The sequence below is a fragment of the Cohnella xylanilytica genome (assembly GCF_014212175.1).
In the GTDB taxonomy this organism is placed as follows: Bacteria; Bacillota; Bacilli; order Paenibacillales; family Paenibacillaceae; genus Cohnella; species Cohnella xylanilytica.
The window spans coordinates 12,797-31,022 of sequence record NZ_JACJVR010000081.1 but is presented as its reverse complement, the minus strand read 5'-3'; the positions used below and the strand labels follow the sequence as shown (position 1 = coordinate 31,022).

19 protein-coding genes are annotated in these 18,226 nt (G+C 61.7%); 3 read left to right on the top strand and 16 right to left on the bottom strand.

What is annotated here, in order from left to right:
* Positions 1-358 precede the first annotated feature (358 nt).
* The 14 genes from H7B90_RS21285 to cymR all read right to left on the bottom strand — a co-directional run bounded on the left by H7B90_RS21285 (position 359) and on the right by cymR (position 14,855).
* Positions 359-2,494: a methyl-accepting chemotaxis protein gene (locus H7B90_RS21285; protein WP_260411146.1), complete on the bottom strand. Its 2,136-nt coding sequence runs from the start codon at positions 2,492-2,494 to the stop codon at positions 359-361.
* A 189-nt stretch (positions 2,495-2,683) separates the two neighbouring features.
* The gene (locus H7B90_RS21280; RefSeq protein ID WP_185137920.1) at positions 2,684-3,931 is read right to left on the bottom strand and encodes a peptidase U32 family protein; all 1,248 of its coding nucleotides are present in this window, start codon (positions 3,929-3,931) and stop codon (positions 2,684-2,686) included.
* 47 nt (positions 3,932-3,978) lie between these two features.
* The gene (locus H7B90_RS21275) at positions 3,979-4,911 is read right to left on the bottom strand and encodes a peptidase U32 family protein (RefSeq protein ID WP_311772785.1); all 933 of its coding nucleotides are present in this window, start codon (positions 4,909-4,911) and stop codon (positions 3,979-3,981) included.
* A 123-nt stretch (positions 4,912-5,034) separates the two neighbouring features.
* Entirely contained in the window at positions 5,035-6,555 is a 1,521-nt protein-coding gene (gene mltG / locus H7B90_RS21270; protein ID WP_185137914.1) for an endolytic transglycosylase MltG, read from the bottom strand.
* A 115-nt stretch (positions 6,556-6,670) separates the two neighbouring features.
* Positions 6,671-6,979 carry a DUF1292 domain-containing protein gene (locus H7B90_RS21265; protein ID WP_185137913.1) on the bottom strand — a complete coding sequence of 103 codons (309 nt, stop codon included), beginning with the start codon at positions 6,977-6,979 and terminating at the stop codon, positions 6,671-6,673.
* Between the two features lie 31 nt (positions 6,980-7,010).
* Positions 7,011-7,319, bottom strand: coding sequence for a DUF1292 domain-containing protein (locus tag H7B90_RS21260; protein WP_185137912.1), 309 nt, complete (start codon positions 7,317-7,319; stop codon positions 7,011-7,013).
* A gap of 10 nt (positions 7,320-7,329) precedes the next feature.
* Positions 7,330-7,743: a Holliday junction resolvase RuvX gene (gene ruvX / locus H7B90_RS21255; RefSeq protein ID WP_185137911.1), complete on the bottom strand. Its 414-nt coding sequence runs from the start codon at positions 7,741-7,743 to the stop codon at positions 7,330-7,332.
* 2 nt (positions 7,744-7,745) lie between these two features.
* Positions 7,746-8,021 carry an IreB family regulatory phosphoprotein gene (locus H7B90_RS21250; protein WP_185137918.1) on the bottom strand — a complete coding sequence of 92 codons (276 nt, stop codon included), beginning with the start codon at positions 8,019-8,021 and terminating at the stop codon, positions 7,746-7,748.
* 168 nt (positions 8,022-8,189) lie between these two features.
* Entirely contained in the window at positions 8,190-10,820 is a 2,631-nt protein-coding gene (gene alaS / locus H7B90_RS21245) for an alanine--tRNA ligase (protein ID WP_311772786.1), read from the bottom strand.
* Positions 10,821-11,185: 365 nt separating this feature from the next.
* Positions 11,186-12,256, bottom strand: coding sequence for an AI-2E family transporter (locus tag H7B90_RS21240; protein ID WP_185137917.1), 1,071 nt, complete (start codon positions 12,254-12,256; stop codon positions 11,186-11,188).
* Positions 12,257-12,435: 179 nt separating this feature from the next.
* Complete coding sequence (locus H7B90_RS21235) at positions 12,436-12,642, bottom strand: YrzR-like zinc ribbon domain (RefSeq protein WP_185137916.1); 207 nt, start codon at positions 12,640-12,642, stop codon at positions 12,436-12,438.
* Between the two features lie 8 nt (positions 12,643-12,650).
* Positions 12,651-13,184: a PRC-barrel domain-containing protein gene (locus H7B90_RS33485; RefSeq protein WP_185137909.1), complete on the bottom strand. Its 534-nt coding sequence runs from the start codon at positions 13,182-13,184 to the stop codon at positions 12,651-12,653.
* Between the two features lie 29 nt (positions 13,185-13,213).
* Complete coding sequence (locus H7B90_RS21225; protein ID WP_185137915.1) at positions 13,214-14,377, bottom strand: cysteine desulfurase family protein; 1,164 nt, start codon at positions 14,375-14,377, stop codon at positions 13,214-13,216.
* 58 nt (positions 14,378-14,435) lie between these two features.
* Positions 14,436-14,855, bottom strand: coding sequence for a cysteine metabolism transcriptional regulator CymR (cymR, locus tag H7B90_RS21220; RefSeq protein ID WP_185137908.1), 420 nt, complete (start codon positions 14,853-14,855; stop codon positions 14,436-14,438).
* 259 nt (positions 14,856-15,114) lie between these two features.
* On the opposite strand from cymR, the gene mnmA reads away from it, so the two are divergent.
* Positions 15,115-16,242, top strand: coding sequence for a tRNA 2-thiouridine(34) synthase MnmA (mnmA, locus tag H7B90_RS21215; protein ID WP_185137907.1), 1,128 nt, complete (start codon positions 15,115-15,117; stop codon positions 16,240-16,242).
* Between the two features lie 235 nt (positions 16,243-16,477).
* On the opposite strand, the gene H7B90_RS21210 is transcribed toward mnmA, so the two are convergent.
* Both H7B90_RS21210 and H7B90_RS21205 read right to left on the bottom strand, forming a co-directional pair.
* Complete coding sequence (locus H7B90_RS21210) at positions 16,478-16,675, bottom strand: cold shock domain-containing protein (protein WP_027091239.1); 198 nt, start codon at positions 16,673-16,675, stop codon at positions 16,478-16,480.
* Positions 16,676-16,765: 90 nt separating this feature from the next.
* Positions 16,766-17,503, bottom strand: a complete 738-nt coding sequence (locus H7B90_RS21205) for a class I SAM-dependent methyltransferase (protein ID WP_185137906.1) — start codon at positions 17,501-17,503, stop codon at positions 16,766-16,768.
* Between the two features lie 206 nt (positions 17,504-17,709).
* Here H7B90_RS21205 and H7B90_RS21200 point away from each other — a divergent pair, with 206 nt between their 5' ends.
* Both H7B90_RS21200 and H7B90_RS21195 read left to right on the top strand, forming a co-directional pair.
* A complete protein-coding gene (locus H7B90_RS21200; RefSeq protein ID WP_185137905.1) occupies positions 17,710-17,943 on the top strand; it encodes a hypothetical protein in 234 nt (77 codons plus the stop codon).
* Positions 17,944-17,995: 52 nt separating this feature from the next.
* A complete protein-coding gene (locus H7B90_RS21195) occupies positions 17,996-18,175 on the top strand; it encodes a hypothetical protein (protein ID WP_185137904.1) in 180 nt (59 codons plus the stop codon).
* Positions 18,176-18,226: the final 51 nt, after the last annotated feature.

Below are 18,226 nucleotides of genomic sequence, written 5' to 3'. Positions count from 1 at the left end.
GGATGCCAACTTTAATTCCCCCAAGAGCTTCCTGCGCCACCTTGTAACGTACTTCTTGAAACACTTGATTTCGTTGTCTCATTTTCCGCTCGCCTCCCCTAATTGAATAGTACCTTATTTCCCTATGTACTCTCCAATCTAATTAGGGGGCTTAATAGTTTTGGGCCAAATAAGGTCTGTACGATCCAAATTAGAACCCGAAACTCGATAAAACGGACAAATAAGCGCTGTCGGATCCGTTAGCCGACTTCCATGGATCTCGCGGAGCTCCGCGAACCGTTCAGCCAACTGAAATTGCAAAAAAAAAGAAGACAAAGGGGAGCCCCCTCTGCCTTCAAAACAATCCATCCTATTCGATTCAGCCCACCGTAAACCGGGACAGCGACTCGCGAAGCTGCGTCGAGACGGACTCGAGCCGGTTGGACAGGTCGACCAAGCCTTGGCTGACGCCAAGCTGCTCGTTGCTGAGCGACGCAACCTGCTCGGACGTCGCCGACGCTTCCTGGGCGACCGCGCTGACGTTCGTCATCGCCAGGGAGAGAGTCGATTGCGCCTCTTCCAGCTGGTTGATCGCTCCCGTCGCCAGTTCCAGGCGCTCGGCGAAGCTGGCCATATGGTTCTGAACGTTGTGGAAAATCTGATTCGCGTCGCGAACCGATTCGATCTGCTCCCGGAACAGCGGGTAAGCGTCCGAGAGAACGGATACCGTCTCGTCGATCTCGCGCTGAATCGTCGTGACGACTTCCCCGACGACGCCGATCGAATGGCGGGACTGGTCCGCCAGCTTGCGGATCTCGTCGGCGACGACCATGAATCCTTTGCCCGCCGCGCCAGCTCTCGCCGCTTCGATCGTCGCGTTGAGCGACAGGATGTTCGTCTGCTTCGTCAGATTGCCTAGCACGTCCAGAATCTTGCGAATGGAACCCGTGCTGTCCTTCAGCTTGTCGACCTTCTCGACCATCGAGCGAGTCATCTCTTCCGTCTGGCCCGTCTTCTGGATCAGGCCCGCCATGTACTCGGTCCCTCTCCGTCCGGCTTCCTGAACTTCGGCCGCGGATTGGCCCATCTCGATGTTGGACGAGATGACCGACTGCACCTGCTCGCCGATATTGCTCGTCATCTCGCTGCCGCGCTCCGACTCGACGGCGAGGTTCGTCGCGCCGCCCGCGATCTCTTCGGTCGCGACCGCGATCTCCTTCGCGGCCGTCGCCGTCTTGCGGGAAGCCTCCGACAGCGAAGCGGCGGTGGCGAGCACTTCGGCCGCCGACTCGGTCGTCTTCATGACGAGAGCCGTGATCTGTTCCATCATGCGGTTGAAGCTGTCCGCCACCTGGCCGATCTCGTCCTTGCGCTTGATCGTCGAACGGACCGTCAGGTTGCCGCGCTCCCCTTCATTCATCAAGGTGCGCAGCTGGCCGAGCGGACGGCCGACCGTCATCAGAATGATCAGGCCGATCAAGGCGGCGATGATCGCCGAGATGATGACCATGACCCAAGTGAGCGTGCTGATGGCTTTGGCGCCTTCCACGAGAATAGAGACCGGGATATTCCCGATGACCGACCAGCCTCCGGCGTTCGCCTGCGCTCCGACCGTCAACGTCTCCGTGCCGTCGATGTGAATGACGGAGGATCCGTCCTCGCCCGGCCTCTCGAACGCGTACTTGCCCCCGAGCTCCTCGGCCTTCGGAGAGAAGACGACCGTGCCGTCCGGAGCTACGATGTATGTACTGCTGCCCTTGCCGAAGTTAACCGTCTCCAGCATATCCTGCAGCGCTTTCATGTTGATCTCGATTACGAGCAGGTAAGGGTTGTCGTCTCTTCCGATGCTGAGCAGCGCGCGGCCGACGGCGATCGTCGGATTCGTCATGTTGCCCGAGATGCCCGCCTTCATCGTCGGCACCCAGACGGCCTTGCCCGACGCTTCGAGCATCTCCTTCTCGAACGCCGGAGCGTTCTCCTTGACGTTGGGAACGCCGCCGGACGCGGACGCGCCGATCGTGTCCTTCGTATGATCCGTCGGAAGCAGGTAGATGCCCGCCAGCGCGCTGTCCGAGAGCATAATGGCGGACAGCTTCGTGTTGATCGTGCGCTGGGTATCGAACTTCTCGTAATCGTCCGTCGTCGACAGCGTGGTGTTGACCAGCGACATGAATTCCTGATCCGAGAGGAATTCCATCGTCTTGCGCTCGTAGCCCGACAGCAGCAGATCGACCCGCCCGGCCGTCTGGATGGCCGTCTCGCGGCTCGAATCCGACACCTTCTGCTGAATGACGGACTTCGATTTGGTGTAGGAGAATATGCCTAGCGATACGACGCAGAGAAGAATTCCGCAGAAAATGAGTATGAACAGCTTCATGCCGACCGAGCGGATCGGATTCTCGATCTTCGTCTCTCTAAGCTGCTGGTTGACTCTTTTGGCGAAGCCTCCGAAGCCGTCCGCCCCTTTTTTCCAGTTGACGCCGTTCATCCGGTCACGCCACGTTGTTTTCTTCATCTGATGCTACCCCTCCGGCTCATAGTGACGAATAAAAGCATAAAAACTTGTCGAATTCTTAGTTCCATCGCCTCATCCATGGCAATGTCTTCCTTACCGGAATTAAATTCGACAAGTCGAGATGGAATCCTTTTTATGCTCTATCTATATTTCTTTTTCGGCACTTTTCCCCAATTTCTTTAGATAAAGCTACAATGTCTTTTTCCTCATGATGTCCCATGCGGCAACCGGCCGGTCGGTGCGCAGGCGGATCGTCTGAAGAGGGTGGCGGGCGGCGTCGAGCCGGTTGCCTTCGTCGTCGAAGAGCTCCTCGAGCTTCTGGGAGAAGGCGCGGCCCCCGGGTCCGACGAATTCGACTTCCATGCCGGGCTTGAACGGGCTCCGCTGCTGCACGACGGCCATCCCCGTCGCCGGCTCGTAATCCGTCACGACGGCGGCGAAGTCGTACGGGGCCGGCTTCTCTTCCGGCTCGTAAATATGCTCGCCCGCGCCGGGGGTCGAATAGAAGAAGCCCGTATTGAGCGGACGGTTCGCCGCCTTGCCGATCTCGTCGACCCACTCCTGCTTGAGGCGATATCCGAGAGGATCGGTCATGTAGGCGTCGATCGCCTGCCGGTACGCGTTCACGACCGACGCGACGTAGTGGATGCTTTTCATCCGCCCCTCGATCTTGAAGCTGTCCACGCCGGCGTCGATCAGGTCCGGGATGTGGCGGATCATGCACAGGTCCTTGCTGCCCATCGTGAACGGGTTGTCCCCTTCTCCCATGACGGATTGCTCGCCTTCGTGCAGATCGTACTTCCACCGGCACGACTGGCAGCAGCCGCCCCGGTTCGAGTCCCGGTCGGTGAAGTGGTTCGACAGGACGCAGCGGCCGGATACGGAAGAGCACATGGCGCCGTGAATAAACACCTCAAGCTCGATATCGACGTTCCGCTTGATCTCCCGGATCTCGTCCATCGACGTCTCCCGGGCCAGCACGACGCGGGGCAGCCCCTCTTCCTTCCAGAACCGGACGGCCTGCCAGTTCATCGTCGACTGCTGCGTGCTGAGGTGCACTTCGAGGCCGGGTGCGACCCGCATCGCCGTCTCGACGACGGCCGGATCGGCCGCGATGATGGCGGAGATCCCGACGCTCTCGAGCCCCCGCAAGTAATCGGCGATGCCGGCGAGGTCTTCCTGATGGGCGTAGATGTTCGTCGCGACGAACACCTTGGCCCCGTAGCGGGAGGCGAATTCGACGCCTTCCTTCATCTCCTCGAGGCTGAAGTTGTCGGCGTTCGACCGCAGCCCATACTTCTGTCCTCCGATGTAGACGGCGTCCGCCCCGTAATGGACGGCGAACTTGAGCTTCTCCAGGTTCCCGGCGGGGGCGAGCAGCTCCGGCTTGTCGAGCCTGTAGCGCTTGCCCGCGGGCCGTCCCGAAGCGGCGTTCATGACCGCAGCGTTCACGTTGTTCTTATCCCCTTTCTGACGATGACGATTTAATAGACTTGTTCCTTATAGAGAAAACCGAAGGTGAGCTCGCGGTTCGGGTCCTGCAGCTCGCGAATCGCATCCAGCCACCGATCGTCCATGACGTATCCGTCCGGATCGGCCGCCCAGGCGTCCAGCGCGCTCCGGTAGCCGCGCAGCACGGCGATGTTGTACTCTTCCGGCTTCAGCAGCGGCTCGACGTACAGGCTGTCCGCTCCCGCGGCCAGCAGCTCGGGCAGCGCCTCCAGCAGGCAGATGTCGTCCGCGCTCATGACGTGGGTGCCGTTCGCGTCCTCGTAGATCGGCAGCCTCTCGCCGGGGCGTTCCGCCTCGGTGAGGAATCGGCCGCGATCCGCGCCGAGATCGACGATCCGCGCCTCCCGGCCGATGTGCTCCATGTAGCTCTGGAGCAGGTTGCGCCGGGAATGGTAAATGTTCGTCATGCCGTGCGCCTGGACCTGGATCTCCAGCTCCGATCGTCTCTTGAAATCCGCGATCTCTTCTTCGTTGAGCTCTCTGGCGAGCACGGCCCGCACAGCGCCTTTGCGCCCCCAGTATGCCGCCGCGGCCGAGTTCGTCCCGGTCATCTCGGCGTTCCAATGAAGCCGGAGGCCCGGCGCCGCTTCCCGGACGGCCATCAGCACGGCGGGGTCGCCGAAGACGACCGCGTCCGCCCCCGCCTCCGCGACCCGCTTCAGGTAGCCCGGAAGCGCGGGAAGCTCTTCGTTGCGGAACAGCTTGTTCGCCGAGACGTACGCCATGGCGCCGAGCTCGTGGGCTCGGCGAATCGCTTCCCCGATCCCGTCCTCCGGGATCTCTCCGGGAAGCCTCATGCCGAAGCGGTGTTCGCCGATGAGCACGGCGTTCGCCCCCGCTTCGACGTATCGTACCAATTGCCCGATCGAACCGGCCGATACGAGCAATTCCGCTGATTTATTCACGATGGTCGATCCCCCCGACAATAAGAATGACCCGGCGTCGGCCGGCAACCCGCGTCGTCGCGGATCGGCACGGAAGGGCCGGGTCGAATGCGGCCGCCGGCAACGGGGCCGACGGCTCGCGGATTACTTCTTCACGTTCTTCTCGCTCGCCGCGATGTTCTTCTGATGCTGCTTGTACGTAATCGCGAACAGATGCTGATTGGAGCCGTCCTTCTTCGTTACGTAGTACAGATACTCGGTATCGGCCGGATAGAGGGCGGCTTCGATGGATTTGTAGCTCGGACTCGCGATCGGACCCGGCGGCAGCCCCGGATGCAGATACGTGTTGTACGGGCTGTCCAGCTTCGTGTCCTCGTTCGTCAGCTTCTCCTTCTGCTTGCCGAGGGCATACTGGATCGTGGCGTCGATCTGAAGCGGCATCTTCTTGTCGAGCCGGTTCTTGATGACGCTGGCCACGATCGGCCGCTCCTCGTCGAGCACGACTTCCCTCTCGACCAGCGAGGCGATCGTCAGCAGCTGGTGCAAGGTCAGGTTCCGCTCCTGCATCGTCGTCTGCCAATCGTCGGGCAGCTGATTGAGCTTCAGGTCGAGCTCGGTCACCATCCGGTTGACGATGTCTACCTCCGTCGAGCCCTTCTTCAGCTCGTACGTGTCCGGGAACAGATAGCCTTCGAGCGGATATTGAATGCCCGCATCCTTCGGAATGAGCTTCGTCCAGATCGAGCCCGTCAGCTGCTCCGGCTTGGCGACCGCTTGAAGGAACTTGTTCTTGTCGGCCGCGCCTTCCTTCGCCAGACGGTCGGCCATCTGCACGACGGTGTAGCCTTCCGGGATGGTGAAGCGGATCGTCTCGGCGGCGATCGTGTCGCCGGCGTTCAGCTTCGCCACGATCTCCTCCCGCGTCATGCCGGGAGTCATCTCGTAATCGCCGGCCTGGAAGCGAGAGCCTTCGTTCTTCAGCTTCAGCCAGGCGCCGAACAGGAAGGCGTTGCGGATGAGGCCGGCCTGCTCGAGCTCCTCCGCCATCTGGCTCGCGCGCATGCCCTTCTCGATCGTGAAGCGCACGGGCGTGGCGGAGGCCTTCGGCGGACGCAGTCCGTTCCATAAGTAGAACAGCCCGGACGACAGGGCGATGATGACGATGCCGAGCGCGATGAAGAACGACCACAGCAGCGGCCTGCCCTTCTTCCTGCGGGCGGAAGGCGGCGGCGCGGAGCCTCTCTCCTCTTCTTCCGCCGAAGCCTTGCGCCTCCGGGCCTCTTCCTCCTGCGAAGCCGACGGGAATTCCCGGGGGTACCCGATGTCCGGCCGATCCGCTCCCGGATCTGGACGCGGTTCGCCGCCCTTCGCCCTTCTGCCCCGCTCCAACCGCGAGAGCGGTTCTTCCGATTCGGCTCCGAAGCCTGCGCCGGATTCCGAACCGGATGCGGACCGGAATCCGGACTCGGGTCTGATTCCCGATTCGGAACCGGAACCCGATCCGAATGCGGGTTCGGATTCGGTCCCCGCCTCCGTGCGTTCCCCCTCGGGCCGGACGCCGCCGGCCTCTTCCGGCTCCGTCTTGCCCGGCTTCGAATCGCGGTTCCGGTCGTCCGAATAGATGGATCTCCAACCGTTCGGAGCGCCGTCGTTCTCTCTCTCCATGAATACCTCCTGAGCCGCCGATTCTCGCGCCAAAAGAGCGGTCGCCCGCTCTTTTGGCCCGATTAGTATCCCGACGCATCCCGCGGATGCGTCCGTCCTTCGCGCCTTCCGGCGCTTACGGCCGTTCCTCGCTTCCGAACAGGAGGTCGTCGTAGGCTTCCGAGACTTCCTCCCATTCTTCGTCGTCCTCGATCGTCTCCAGGGACGGATCGCCGTTGCCGTCCGGCACGACCCGGAACGGTTCGATCTCCCCGTCCTTGCGCATCGCGTCGGACTGGAGAATGGCGTAGCTCCGTCCCCCGACGGTCAATTCGGCCAGGATCCGGAAGCGCTCGGACTCGCCCGAGGCGCCGTCCAGCTCGACATAGTCGCCGTACCGGCTCTTCAGCGATCCGGATCGGCCGTTAAGAGCGGATTCGCTCATGCCTTCATTCCTCCGTGCGTCTTAGGCGCCGTTATGGGCGGTCGTCTTCGGCTTCGTCGACGCCGGACGCCAGCGTGTTGAAGGTCTCTTCGACCATGTCCCACTCTTCCTGATCTTCGATCGGGAACAGCTTGATGTCGTCGCCCTCTTCCTCGTAGCGGAAGGCGAACACTTCCTGCTCTTCGTCCGTGTCGTCGGCCGGCACGAGCATGACGTACTTGCGGTCGGTGCCGTCGTCCGGCTCGAACCGCATGATGACTTCGAACGCCTCGTCGTTGCCCTCGTCGTCCGGAATGTAAATAATTTCGGCTTCTTCGTCGCGATTGATCTCGTCTGTCATCGCAAATCCCTCATTTCTGTCGGGAGTCCAAATAATTTTGCAGCAGGATGGCCGCGGCCATCTTGTCCACGACTTGCTTGCGCTTGCGGCGGCTGACGTCGGCTTCCAACAGCGTCCTCTCGGCGGCGACGGTCGTTAACCGTTCGTCCCAGAGATGGACGGGCATGGATAGTGTCTGCCTGAGCTCCTCCGCGAATGCCATGCAAATTTCCCCACGGGGTCCGATCGTTCCGTTCATGTTCTTCGGCAATCCGACCACGATCGTGTCGACCTCGTGAACGCGGACTAACTCCCGGATTCGCTCGAGGTAGTCGCCTTCCTTCTTCCGTTCGATCACTTCCGCGCCCTGCGCGGTCCAGCCGAACGCGTCGCTCAGCGCGACCCCGATCCGCTTATCCCCGTAATCCAGTCCCATAACCCGCATGACTATCGATGCTTGTGAAGATAAAACCGGACGAGCTCTTCGATGAGTTCGTCGCGTTCCTTCTTCCGTATCAGGCTGCGCGCGTTGTTATGACGAGGAATGTAGGCGGGATCGCCGGATAGCAGATAACCGACGATCTGATTGATGGGGTTGTATTCCTTCTCCACCAAGGCATCGTGCACGGATAGCAGTATATCCCTGGACGATACTTCCTCGGGATCCGGAACCACGTCGAATTTGACCGTCATGTCCAGATGATTCTTGTCCGACGAGCTCATCTCCAGCACCTCGCTTTCTCATTACTATCCATCATATCACATTCTCCGACGGACAGGAAATGGAAGCCGGCCGGGCCTCCGGCCCGCCGCGGGGACGGCGAGCGCGGAAGTCCGGCCGGCGGCCGTACGCGCCGGGCGCCAGGCGCCCGGCGATATTCGGATGCGGAATCAGCCCAGCTGGGCGAGCACGAGCGATTCCGCCTTGGCCAGCGCTTCCGGCAGCTTCGCCGGATCCTTGCCGCCGGCTTGGGCGAGCTCCGGCTTGCCGCCGCCTCCGCCGCCGCACACCGCGGCCAGCTCCTTGATGAGCTTGCCGGCATGCAGCCCCTTCGCGGTCAAGTCCGGCGTCACGGCGACGACGAGCTGCACCTTGTCGCCGTCGACCGCTCCGAGCGCGAGCACCGCCGAGCCGAGCTTCAGCTTCAGCTCGTCGGCCACGCCGCGCAGCGCGTCCATGCTTCCGGCGTTCACCTGCGCCGCCAGCAGCGTGACGCCGCCGACCGTCTTCGCCTGCGCGACGAGGTCGGCCGCTTCGAGGCGGCTCAGCTTGCCCTGCAGCGACTCGTTGTCGCGCTGCGCCTGGCGAAGCTCCGCCTGCAGCGCCTCGACGCGCTTCGGCACGTCGGCCACGCCGCTCTTCAGCAGCGCCGCCGCGCCGCGCAGCAGCTGCAGCTGGTCGTCCATGTACGCGTAGGCGTGGCGGCCGGTTACCGCTTCGATCCGGCGGACGCCGGAGCCGATGCCGCTCTCGCTCACGAGCTTGAACAGCCCGATCTGCGACGTGTTGCGCACGTGGCAGCCGCCGCACAGCTCGAGGCTGTAGTCGCCGACGCGGACGACGCGGACGATGTCGCCGTACTTCTCGCCGAACAGCGCCATCGCGCCCATCGCCTTCGCTTCCGCGATCGGCTTGAAGCTGATGTCGAGCTCGGTGCCGAGCCAGATCTGCTCGTTGACGCGGCGCTCGACGTCCGCGAGCTCCTCCGGCGTAATCGCGCCGAAGTGCGAGAAGTCGAACCGCAGCCGCTCCGGCTCGACGAGGGAGCCGGCCTGGTTGACGTGCTGGCCGAGCACTTCCTTGAGCGCCTTGTGCAGCAGGTGCGTCGCCGTATGGTTGCGCACGATGTCGCCGCGGTCGGCCGCGTTCACGCTGGCGGTAACGACGTCGCCGACCTTCAGCGCGCCGGACGCCACCGTCACGTGGTGCACGTGCTGGCCGAGCGGCGCCTTGCTCATGCCGTTCACGGCGACGCGAAGGCCGCCCGCGCCGGTCAGCGTGCCGGTATCGCTCACCTGGCCGCCGCTCTCGGCGTAGAACGGCGTCCGGTCGAGGACGACCGCGACGGATTCGTCCGTTCCGGCGGCGTCGACGAACTTGTCGCCGGAGACGATGGCGACGACGCGCGCTTCGGCGGTCAGGCTGTCGTAGCCGACGAACTCGCTTGTCTCCGTCAGCTCGGACAGGGCCCCGCCCTGCACCTTCATGCTGTCCGTCTCCTGACGGGCGGCGCGGGCGCGCTCGCGCTGCTCTTCCATCGCCGCGTCGAAGCCTTCGCGGTCGACGGTCATGCCGTGCTCGGACGCGTAGTCCTCCGTCAGGTCGAACGGGAAGCCGTACGTGTCGTACAGCTTGAACGCGTCCGGTCCGGAGATCCGCGAGACGCCTTCGGAGCGCGCCTTGCCGACGAGATCCGCCAGAATCGACAGGCCGTCGCTCAGCGTCTCGTGGAACCGCTCCTCCTCGGTGCGGATCACCTTCTCGATGAATTCCCGCTTCTCGACGACTTCCGAATAGTACGAGCCCATAATGCCGCCGACGGTCGGGACGAGCTCCCACAGGAACGGACGGTCGATGCCGATGACCTTGCCGTAGCGGACGGCGCGGCGCAGCAGGCGGCGGATAACGTAGCCGCGGCCTTCGTTGGACGGCAGCACGCCGTCGCCGACGGCGAACGCCACCGTGCGGATATGGTCGGCGATGACCTTCAGGCCGACGTCGTGGTCGGCGTTCGCCTTGTAGGAGATCCCGGCGATCTTCGCCGCGTGGGCGATGATCGGCTGGAACAGGTCGGTATCGAAGTTGGAATCGACGTCCTGCACGATCGAGGCGAAGCGCTCGAGGCCGGCGCCGGTATCGATGTTCTTGTTCGGGAGCGGCGTATAGCTGCCGTCCTTGTTATGATTGAACTGCGAGAACACGAGATTCCACACTTCGAGGAAGCGCTCGTTCTCGCCGCCCGGATAGCATTCCGGGTCGGACAGGTCGCCGTACTTGTCGCCGCGGTCGTAGAAGATCTCGGTGCAAGGGCCGCAAGGGCCTTCGCCGATGTCCCAGAAGTTGTCGGTCAGCTTGACGATCCGCTCCGCCGGGATGCCGATCTTCTCGTTCCAATAGCGGAACGCTTCCTCGTCCTCCGGGTGGATCGTGACGGACAGGCGGTTCGGGTCGAAGCCGATCCATTCGGGACCGGTCAGGAACTCCCAAGCCCACGTGATCGCTTCTTCCTTGAAGTAGTCGCCGATCGAGAAGTTGCCCAGCATCTCGAAGAACGTGTGGTGGCGGCGAGTCTTGCCCACGTTCTCGATGTCGTTGGTGCGAATGCACTTCTGCGAGTTGGTTATGCGCGGGTTCTCCGGCTTCACGCGGCCGTCGAAGTAGGGCTTCAGCGGCGCCATCCCGGCGTTGATCCAGAGCAGGGACGGATCGTTGTGCGGCACGAGCGAAGCGCTTGGCTCCACGTGGTGGCCTTTGCTTGCGAAGAATCGCAGCCATTTGTCGCGGATCTCCGCGGCTGTCATCGGTTGCATGCGGTCATTCCTCCTAAGGTTAGCGGAAAATAAAAAACGCCCCTGAAAGGTCAGGGACGAATGAATTCGCGGTACCACCCTGGTTATTGCGCCGCCAATGGACGCAATCGCCTCTATCGGGCGTTAACGGGCCCTCCCGTCGATTTCTCCGAACTCCAAGACCGGCTTCCCCCGTCCTCATCGGCGAAGATTCTCTCAGCCCAGCGATCTCCCGTCTATAAGGCATCACGAACAACCTAAGGGAAACGCGTGGGAATCTTCTCTCTGGCCCGCAGGCTTACGAGGTACTCTTGTCTTGTCAACGCTTTGTTCTATAGAACAATCATACTGATTATAGACAACCCTTTTCCATGCTGTCAAACGGTTTTTCGCCTTATGTAATAAGCGAACAGATGCTGCGCCACGACCTTCATCGCCGCGTAGAACGGCACCGCCAGCAGGAGGCCGACGACGCCCGCGAGCTCTCCCCCGACCAGCAGCACGAAGATGATGGTGAGCGGGTGCATGTTCATCGACTTGCCGACCACCTGCGGGCTGATGACGTTGCTCTCGAGGAACTGGCACAGCGTATTGACGATGATGACGAGCAACACCATTTTCCAAGACACGGTTAATGCCATAATCAAGGCGGGCAGCGCCCCGAGGAACGGGCCGAGGTACGGGATGATGTCGAACAGGGCGACGAACGCGGCCATGAGCAGCGGGTACGGCATGCCGATGACGAGATAGCCGATGTACGCCGTCACCCCGATGCACACCGACACGAGCAGCTGGCCGCGGATGTAGCTGCCGAGCGCCGCGTCGATCTCCTTCAGCAGCCGGACGGTCCCTTGGCGCCGCGCGCGGGGGACGTATTTGAGCACGGCCCTCTCGATCACTTCCATGTCCTTCAGAATATAGAAGGCGAGGAACGGCACGATCATCGCGAGGAAAAAAACGTTCACGACGGCGCCGATGTTGTTCATAAACGCCGCCACTCTCTCCGACACCTGCTTCTCGAGCCCCGCGATCGAGCGGTTGATGCCGCTGCGCACGCTCTCCGGCAGCATGTCGTTGTTGTTGAAGTGATGGATCATGCTCTGCGCCTTGATCGTCAGCTCGGGCACGTGCTCGTTCAGCTCCTGCACCTGGCTGACGAACATCGGCGTCACGTTGACGAAGATGACGACGCAGCTGCAGATGAATACCGCGTAGATGAGCAGCACGGCGGCCGTCCGCGGCACCTTGCGGTCGTGCAGCAGCCCGACGACCGGATTGAGCACGTAGGCGATGACCATGGCGACAAGGAACGGCGCCGACACCGCCTTGACGAAGCGGTAGATCGACATGAGCAGCGGCCGCACCTGAATCAGCATGTACAAAGCGACGAGTCCGAGAATGACATAGACCAGCGCGGCGAAGAGACGGCTTGAGGCAAACCGGAACAGACGCTCCACCCCCGATTCGTACGGCCTCCCGATCCGGCCCTATGCTTCCAGTATATGTACTTGTCCCCCCGCATAAACCTCCGGAACGACGAATAACCCCGGCCGTTCCGCGCAGGGCGAAACAGACCGGGGCACCGGCGTTCGTATGCAAGGCTCCTGATGTCCGTACGATTCCGAAATTACATTCCGTTCGCGTGAACCTGAGGAGGAATCGGCTCTCCGAAGAACAGGTCGTCGAGCGAGCTCAGCGTTCCGTCCTCTTCGACTTGGTAAACGGACATCTTGTCGCCGTTGACCGTCAGCTCGATAAAGCAGCTCCAGCAGTAATATTGATGCGAACCGATCTTGCCGATATCCTTCGAGTTGCAGTTGGGGCATCTCATCATCATCGTTATCACCTGTCACTTTCCGCGTTGGGTTCTCTCTCCAGCACCCGTTCGCACGAAGCGGGCACCAAGATGGCATCTTCGCCCAGAGTGACGCCCTTAGGCCCTTCCGGCAGAATGAGCCGGCGTCGACCCTCGAACACATCCGCGAGAAAACCGTCCGTCAATTCGTAACCTACTATTTGTGTACCCTCGGACTTCCGAAAATAAACGTCTGCCACTCGGCCGAGCTCTTGTCCATCCACCGTGTAAACCGGCAGCTCCTTCAGCTGGACGACTCCCGTATGGAAGGTTCTCAGCAGATGCTTCCGATGGATGGTGGCGATCGCCGACCGGTCGCGGATGATTAAGGCGTCATCCCCGACGACGGTTACGTCCGCCCAGTTGACGATTCGTACCGCTTGGCGAAACCAGACCTTCGTATCGAGAACGATGCTGGCGACCTGCCAGAATTCATCGAATCCGATATCTTGGACGCGTCCGGCTTGCTTGCCGTCTTGTAAATAGACGGGCAAGCCGATGATTTGTTGCACATTTCTCACGAATCGGCACCTCTAGCGCGAGGCGCTTGTTATCTTCTACGCAAACGCGTCGCAATGGTTGCAATGATTTTTGCGGTTTTTTGGGCTTCTTCCGTATTATTCCCCAATCCGAAGCTAAACCGAATCGCCGATTGGCAAAAATGAGCCGGAAGTCCCATCGCCGTGAGCACGTGCGACGGCTGCAGCGACCCGGACGTGCACGCGGAGCCGCCCGAAGCGGCCACCCCGGACAAGTCCAGGTTCATGAGCATCGTCTCGTTCGAGAGGCCGGGGAAGCTGACGTTCAATATATGCGGCAGCCGGGCCGACTCGTCCGGATGGCCGTTGACGCGGAAGCCGTCCGGGCCGAGCTCCTCCGCCAGCCCCTCGAGAAGGGCGGAGCGGACGGCCGCCGCATGGGCGCGCCGCTCTTCCCGGCTGCCGGCCGCGATCTCCGCCGCCCGGGCGAACGCCGCGATGCCCGCGACGTTCTCGGTGCCCGCGCGCCGGTTGCGCTCCTGGGAGCCTCCCCGCAAGGTGGGCTCGTAAGGCGTGCCTTGGCGGATGTAGAGAAGGCCGACTCCCTGCGGGCCTCCGATCTTGTGCGCGGACAAGCTTAGAAGATCGACCGGCAGCTCGCGAAGATCGATCGGCTCGTAGCCGAACGCCTGCACCGCGTCGACGTGCATGACGGCGCCGCGCTCGCGCGCGATGCGCCCGATCTCGCCGATCGGCTGCAGCGTGCCGACCTCGTTGTTCGCGGCCATGACGCTGACGACGGCCGTCGTCTCGCCGATCGCCTTGTCGGCGTCCGCAGCGGAGACGCGCCCGGTCTCGTCGACCGGCAGCAGAACGAGTTCGAAGCCTTCGGCTTCGAGCTTGCGGCAAGCGTTCAGGACGGCATGATGCTCGATCGCCGTCGTGACGATGACGCTTCGCTTCGGGTCGCGCTTCCGCTGCGCCCAGGCCGCGCCGTACAGCGCGGCGTTGTCGCTCTCCGTGCCGCCGCCGGTGAACACCAGCTCGGACGGCGAGCAGCCAAGAATTGCGGCCAGCTTGTCGCGGGCCGCGGTCAGGCGGGACCGGGCCGCCCGGCCGTGCGCGTGCAGGCTGGACGGGTTGCCCGGCCCGAGCGCCGCCGTCTCGGCGTACTCGCGGATCGCTTCCGGATGCATCGGCGTCGTCGCCGAATGGTCGAAGTAAATCAGTTCCATCATGCTCGCCTTCTCGTATCCCGGAGCTTGTCTTCCGCTAGGCGCAGATCTCTCCGGTTTAGATGTAGAACATATAGCTGTCCGGCGCGCCTTCTTCCTTGAAGTTGATCAAGTCGGACAACGTCGTCGAATCCAGCACTTCCGCGATGCTGTCGCGAATGCGAAGCCACAGATCGCGCTTGGCCGGGTCGTCCTCTTCCGTGAAGTCGACCGGGCTGATCGGCCCTTCCAGAATGCGGATCACGTCGCCCGCGGTAATGCCGTCCGGCTCCTTCGAGAGAATGTAGCCGCCGTACGCCCCGCGAATGCTCTTCACCATGCCGGCGTTGCGCAACGGCGCGATCAACTGCTCGAGATAATGCTCGGAGAGCCCGTTCTTCTCCGCGATGCTCTTCAGGGAGATCGGGCCCTCCCCGAATTTGGCCGCCAGTTCCATCATGATCGTCAAGCCGTAACGGCCCTTCGTCGATATTTTCAAACAACCGCACCTCTCTTCAACGAATAACGCGCCTGTATTTACGCTTCTGCGGAATCTTCGGGTAAATAGGGGGTATCCCCATATCAGATATATGTTATCACAACAATTCTCTTTGTGGTCAAAAAAAACGTAACATATTCATGTCAATTCGTTAACAATCCCCGCCATCGATGCCGGACAGATGAGAATACGGGACGAATGTGCTACAATGATGGGTACCCGCGAGACGATAACCGGCGGGTTCAAGGAGATGACAACGATGAGCATCCATCATGCCGATCCCTCGTCGATCCGGGTCGTCGTGGGCATGTCGGGAGGCGTCGATTCCTCCGTCACCGCGCTTCTATTGAAGCGGCAGGGTTACGACGTCATCGGCGTATTCATGAAGAACTGGGACGACACCGACGAGAACGGAGTGTGCACGGCGGAGGTCGACGCCGAAGACGTGCGCCGCGTCTGCGATCAGATCGGGATCCCTTATTATACGGTCAACTTCGAAGAGGAGTACTACGACAAGGTGTTCGAGTACTTCCTGGACGAGTACCGCCGCGGGCGGACGCCGAATCCGGACGTCATGTGCAACCGCGAGATCAAGTTCGGCGAATTCCTGCAGAAGGCGCTCGATCTCGGCGCCGACGTCATCGCCACGGGACATTACGCCCGCGTCGTGCAGGAAGACGGCGAATACCGGCTCATGCGCGGAGTCGACGGCAACAAGGACCAGTCCTACTTCCTGCACGCCCTCGATCAGGCGCAGCTCTCGAAGGCGATGTTCCCGATCGGCCACCTGCCGAAGCCGGAAGTGCGCCGCATCGCCGAGGAAGCAGGCCTGGCGACCGCCAAGAAGAAGGACAGCACGGGCGTCTGCTTCATCGGGGAACGCAACTTCAAGGAGTTCCTGAGCCAGTATCTGCCCGCCAAGCCCGGCGACATGGTCGACATCCGCACCGGAGAAGTCAAGGGGCGCCACGACGGCCTCATGTATTACACGCTCGGACAGCGCCAAGGCCTCGGCATCGGCGGCTCCGGCACCGGCGAGCCTTGGTTCGTCGCCGACAAGGATCTGGAGCGCAACGTGCTGTACGTCGTGCAAGGCGACAAGCACCCGAGCCTCTACTCCGTCGGCCTGACCGCCGGCGGCGTCAACTGGATCAGCCCCCGCAAGCCGGAAGGCCCGGTGCGCTGCACCGCCAAGTTCCGCTACCGCCAGGCCGATCAAGGCGTCACGTTGACTCCGCAGGCGGACGGCACGTACCGCGTCGACTTCGACGAGCCGCAGAAGGCGATCACGCCCGGCCAGGCCGTCGTCTTCTACGACGGCGACGTCTGCCTCGGCGGCGGCACGATCGAAGCGGTGCATCGCGCCGTTCCGTCGGAAGCGGTCTGACGCTTCGTCGTTCCCGCGAGCGCGTTGCAGCTATCGCAGAGCGCCGCTGCCCAGCCGAATCGCTTGTCGGCTCGCCCGCTTGGCGACGGATCTTACCGTTCGCCAGGGCGTGCCGCGGCGGTTCGGCTTTTGTACGCGAGGGACCCGAACGCAGGAAAAAACCCCCGGCCGTAACCGGGGGTTTGTTCGTTAGCGCTCGTTCGTGATATGCGATAAGTCTTCGCCGAAGCTAGACTTACAGTTTCACCACGTTGGATGCTTGCGGTCCACGGTTGCCTTGAGTGATCTCGAACTCAACCGCTTGACCTTCTTCCAAGGTCTTGAAGCCTTCGCCTTGGATAGCAGAGAAGTGAACGAATACGTCGTTGCCGTTCTCTACGGAGATGAAGCCGTAGCCTTTCTCTGCGTTAAACCACTTAACTGTTCCTCTCAAATGAAAAACCTCCTAAAATCTCGCCGTCAATCGGCGAATGAGATTATTATAACCGATTCGTTGTCAAGACGCAATATGTGAACATTTTGTTCACACTTGGTTTTTTGGGCGCTTGCGAAGCCTCAGAACCGGGCTTGCGACGGGGGTGAACGGCAGCTTGCCGCCGATCAGCTCCGCCTCCGCGACGTCCTTCACGGATTCCATAATATCCCTAAGATATGGAGATAACTCCCATTTTAAAGTGACCAACGGATAAATTCGGACTTCGCCTCCGTCTTCCGTGACCCGCAGCAGCTCCTCCGCCGCCTCCCGATGGAATTCGTACCCGAAGCTGTCTCCGTAGAGGAACAGGAAGTGGCTGCACAGCACCGTCCGGAACCGGCCGTCCTCGAACGGCAACTCCGGAAGCTTGGCGGCCACGTAGCGCCTTCTCGCGTCCTCCCGGCGGAAGTCCTCGGCGAACCGGGCCCACGAGCTCTCCCGGATCGACCGGTGCCGCGAAGGCGAACCGTAATAGCTCCAATCGTAAACGTCCTTCAGCGCTTCTATCTTTAATGAAGAAACGCGAAGCTCCTCGGCGGCCGCCGCGATGACTTCCTCCACGGCTCCCGCGTAGAACGGGTCGGCCGCCGCGGCCTCGATTCCCTTCTCGCGCAGCCTCGCCGTGAACTCCGAAGCGCCCCCGGCTACGTCCAGCACCGCTCCTCCAAGCAGATCCTCCTCGTTCAACGCGAACATGTCCATGTACTCGCCGTACGAACGGCAAGTGGAAGCGACGCCGGCCTGCGGATAGGCGGACGGCTCCCTCTTCTCTCGATCCTTCGTCATTCTTGCTCGGCTCCTCTCTTCTCGGCTCTTCTCGGCTCTTCTCATCTCGGTTGGAACCCGTTTACCGGATTCTTATTCCGAATCTGCCACGTCCGGCCCCTCCTTGTCAAGAGCCGAATCCAGGCGGCTACGTTGATTTCTGCGTTCAACTCTTCTATGATTAAGTAAAAATCGCCAATTGAAGGCGATCCGCAGGAGACCGATCTATGTTCGCCAAACACGTGATCTACAAGCTCGACAACTACAACATGCTGACCGTCGAGGTTCAAGGCAAGACGCTCGTCGTCCGCGAGATCTCCGACCAATGGGGAGAGGAATGCCGCAAGTTCCTCAGCCGCGCGGAGATGATGCATTGGGCGGAGAACCGCTTCCGGGCCGAGGATTTCCCCGGAGGCGAGGAGCAGCTTCGCGAGACGCTCGCCGCCCTTCGCTCCGTCTAACGGGAGTCCCGCGCATCTCGAACGACAAGTTCCCTAGGAGGCTGGCCAAGCTTTGGATTATTCCGCGACACTTATCTTCGCCATCGCTTCGTTCGGCTTGGCGGCCGTACTCATCTGGCAGCGCCGGGCCATTCCCGAACGCCTGCGCCGAGGGATGGCCATCATCTCGCTGATCCTGGTCGCGTTCGCTTTTTTCCTGATCGTGTACGCCTTCTTCTCGGCAGGAACTTGACCGGATCCGGGTCGGATGGATTGAGGACCGCGCCTCTTAGGCGTTGGTAAA

Excerpts from the sequence above, each read along its gene's own strand:
- H7B90_RS21285 (WP_260411146.1), bottom strand. The coding sequence starts at position 2,494 with ATGAAGAAAACAACGTGGCGTGACCGGATGAACGGCGTCAACTGGAAA.
- H7B90_RS21200 (WP_185137905.1), top strand. The coding sequence starts at position 17,710 with ATGTTCGCCAAACACGTGATCTACAAGCTCGACAACTACAACATGCTG.
- H7B90_RS21250 (WP_185137918.1), bottom strand. The coding sequence starts at position 8,021 with ATGAGCTCGTCGGACAAGAATCATCTGGACATGACGGTCAAATTCGAC.
- mnmA (WP_185137907.1), top strand. The coding sequence starts at position 15,115 with ATGAGCATCCATCATGCCGATCCCTCGTCGATCCGGGTCGTCGTGGGC.
- H7B90_RS21205 (WP_185137906.1), bottom strand. The coding sequence starts at position 17,503 with ATGACGAAGGATCGAGAGAAGAGGGAGCCGTCCGCCTATCCGCAGGCC.
- H7B90_RS21280 (WP_185137920.1), bottom strand. The coding sequence starts at position 3,931 with ATGAACGCCGCTTCGGGACGGCCCGCGGGCAAGCGCTACAGGCTCGAC.
- alaS (WP_311772786.1), bottom strand. The coding sequence starts at position 10,820 with ATGACAGCCGCGGAGATCCGCGACAAATGGCTGCGATTCTTCGCAAGC.
- H7B90_RS21265 (WP_185137913.1), bottom strand. The coding sequence starts at position 6,979 with ATGAGCGAATCCGCTCTTAACGGCCGATCCGGATCGCTGAAGAGCCGG.
- mltG (WP_185137914.1), bottom strand. The coding sequence starts at position 6,555 with ATGGAGAGAGAGAACGACGGCGCTCCGAACGGTTGGAGATCCATCTAT.
- ruvX (WP_185137911.1), bottom strand. The coding sequence starts at position 7,743 with ATGCGGGTTATGGGACTGGATTACGGGGATAAGCGGATCGGGGTCGCG.
- H7B90_RS21235 (WP_185137916.1), bottom strand. The coding sequence starts at position 12,642 with ATGATGAGATGCCCCAACTGCAACTCGAAGGATATCGGCAAGATCGGT.
- H7B90_RS21260 (WP_185137912.1), bottom strand. The coding sequence starts at position 7,319 with ATGACAGACGAGATCAATCGCGACGAAGAAGCCGAAATTATTTACATT.
- H7B90_RS21225 (WP_185137915.1), bottom strand. The coding sequence starts at position 14,377 with ATGGAACTGATTTACTTCGACCATTCGGCGACGACGCCGATGCATCCG.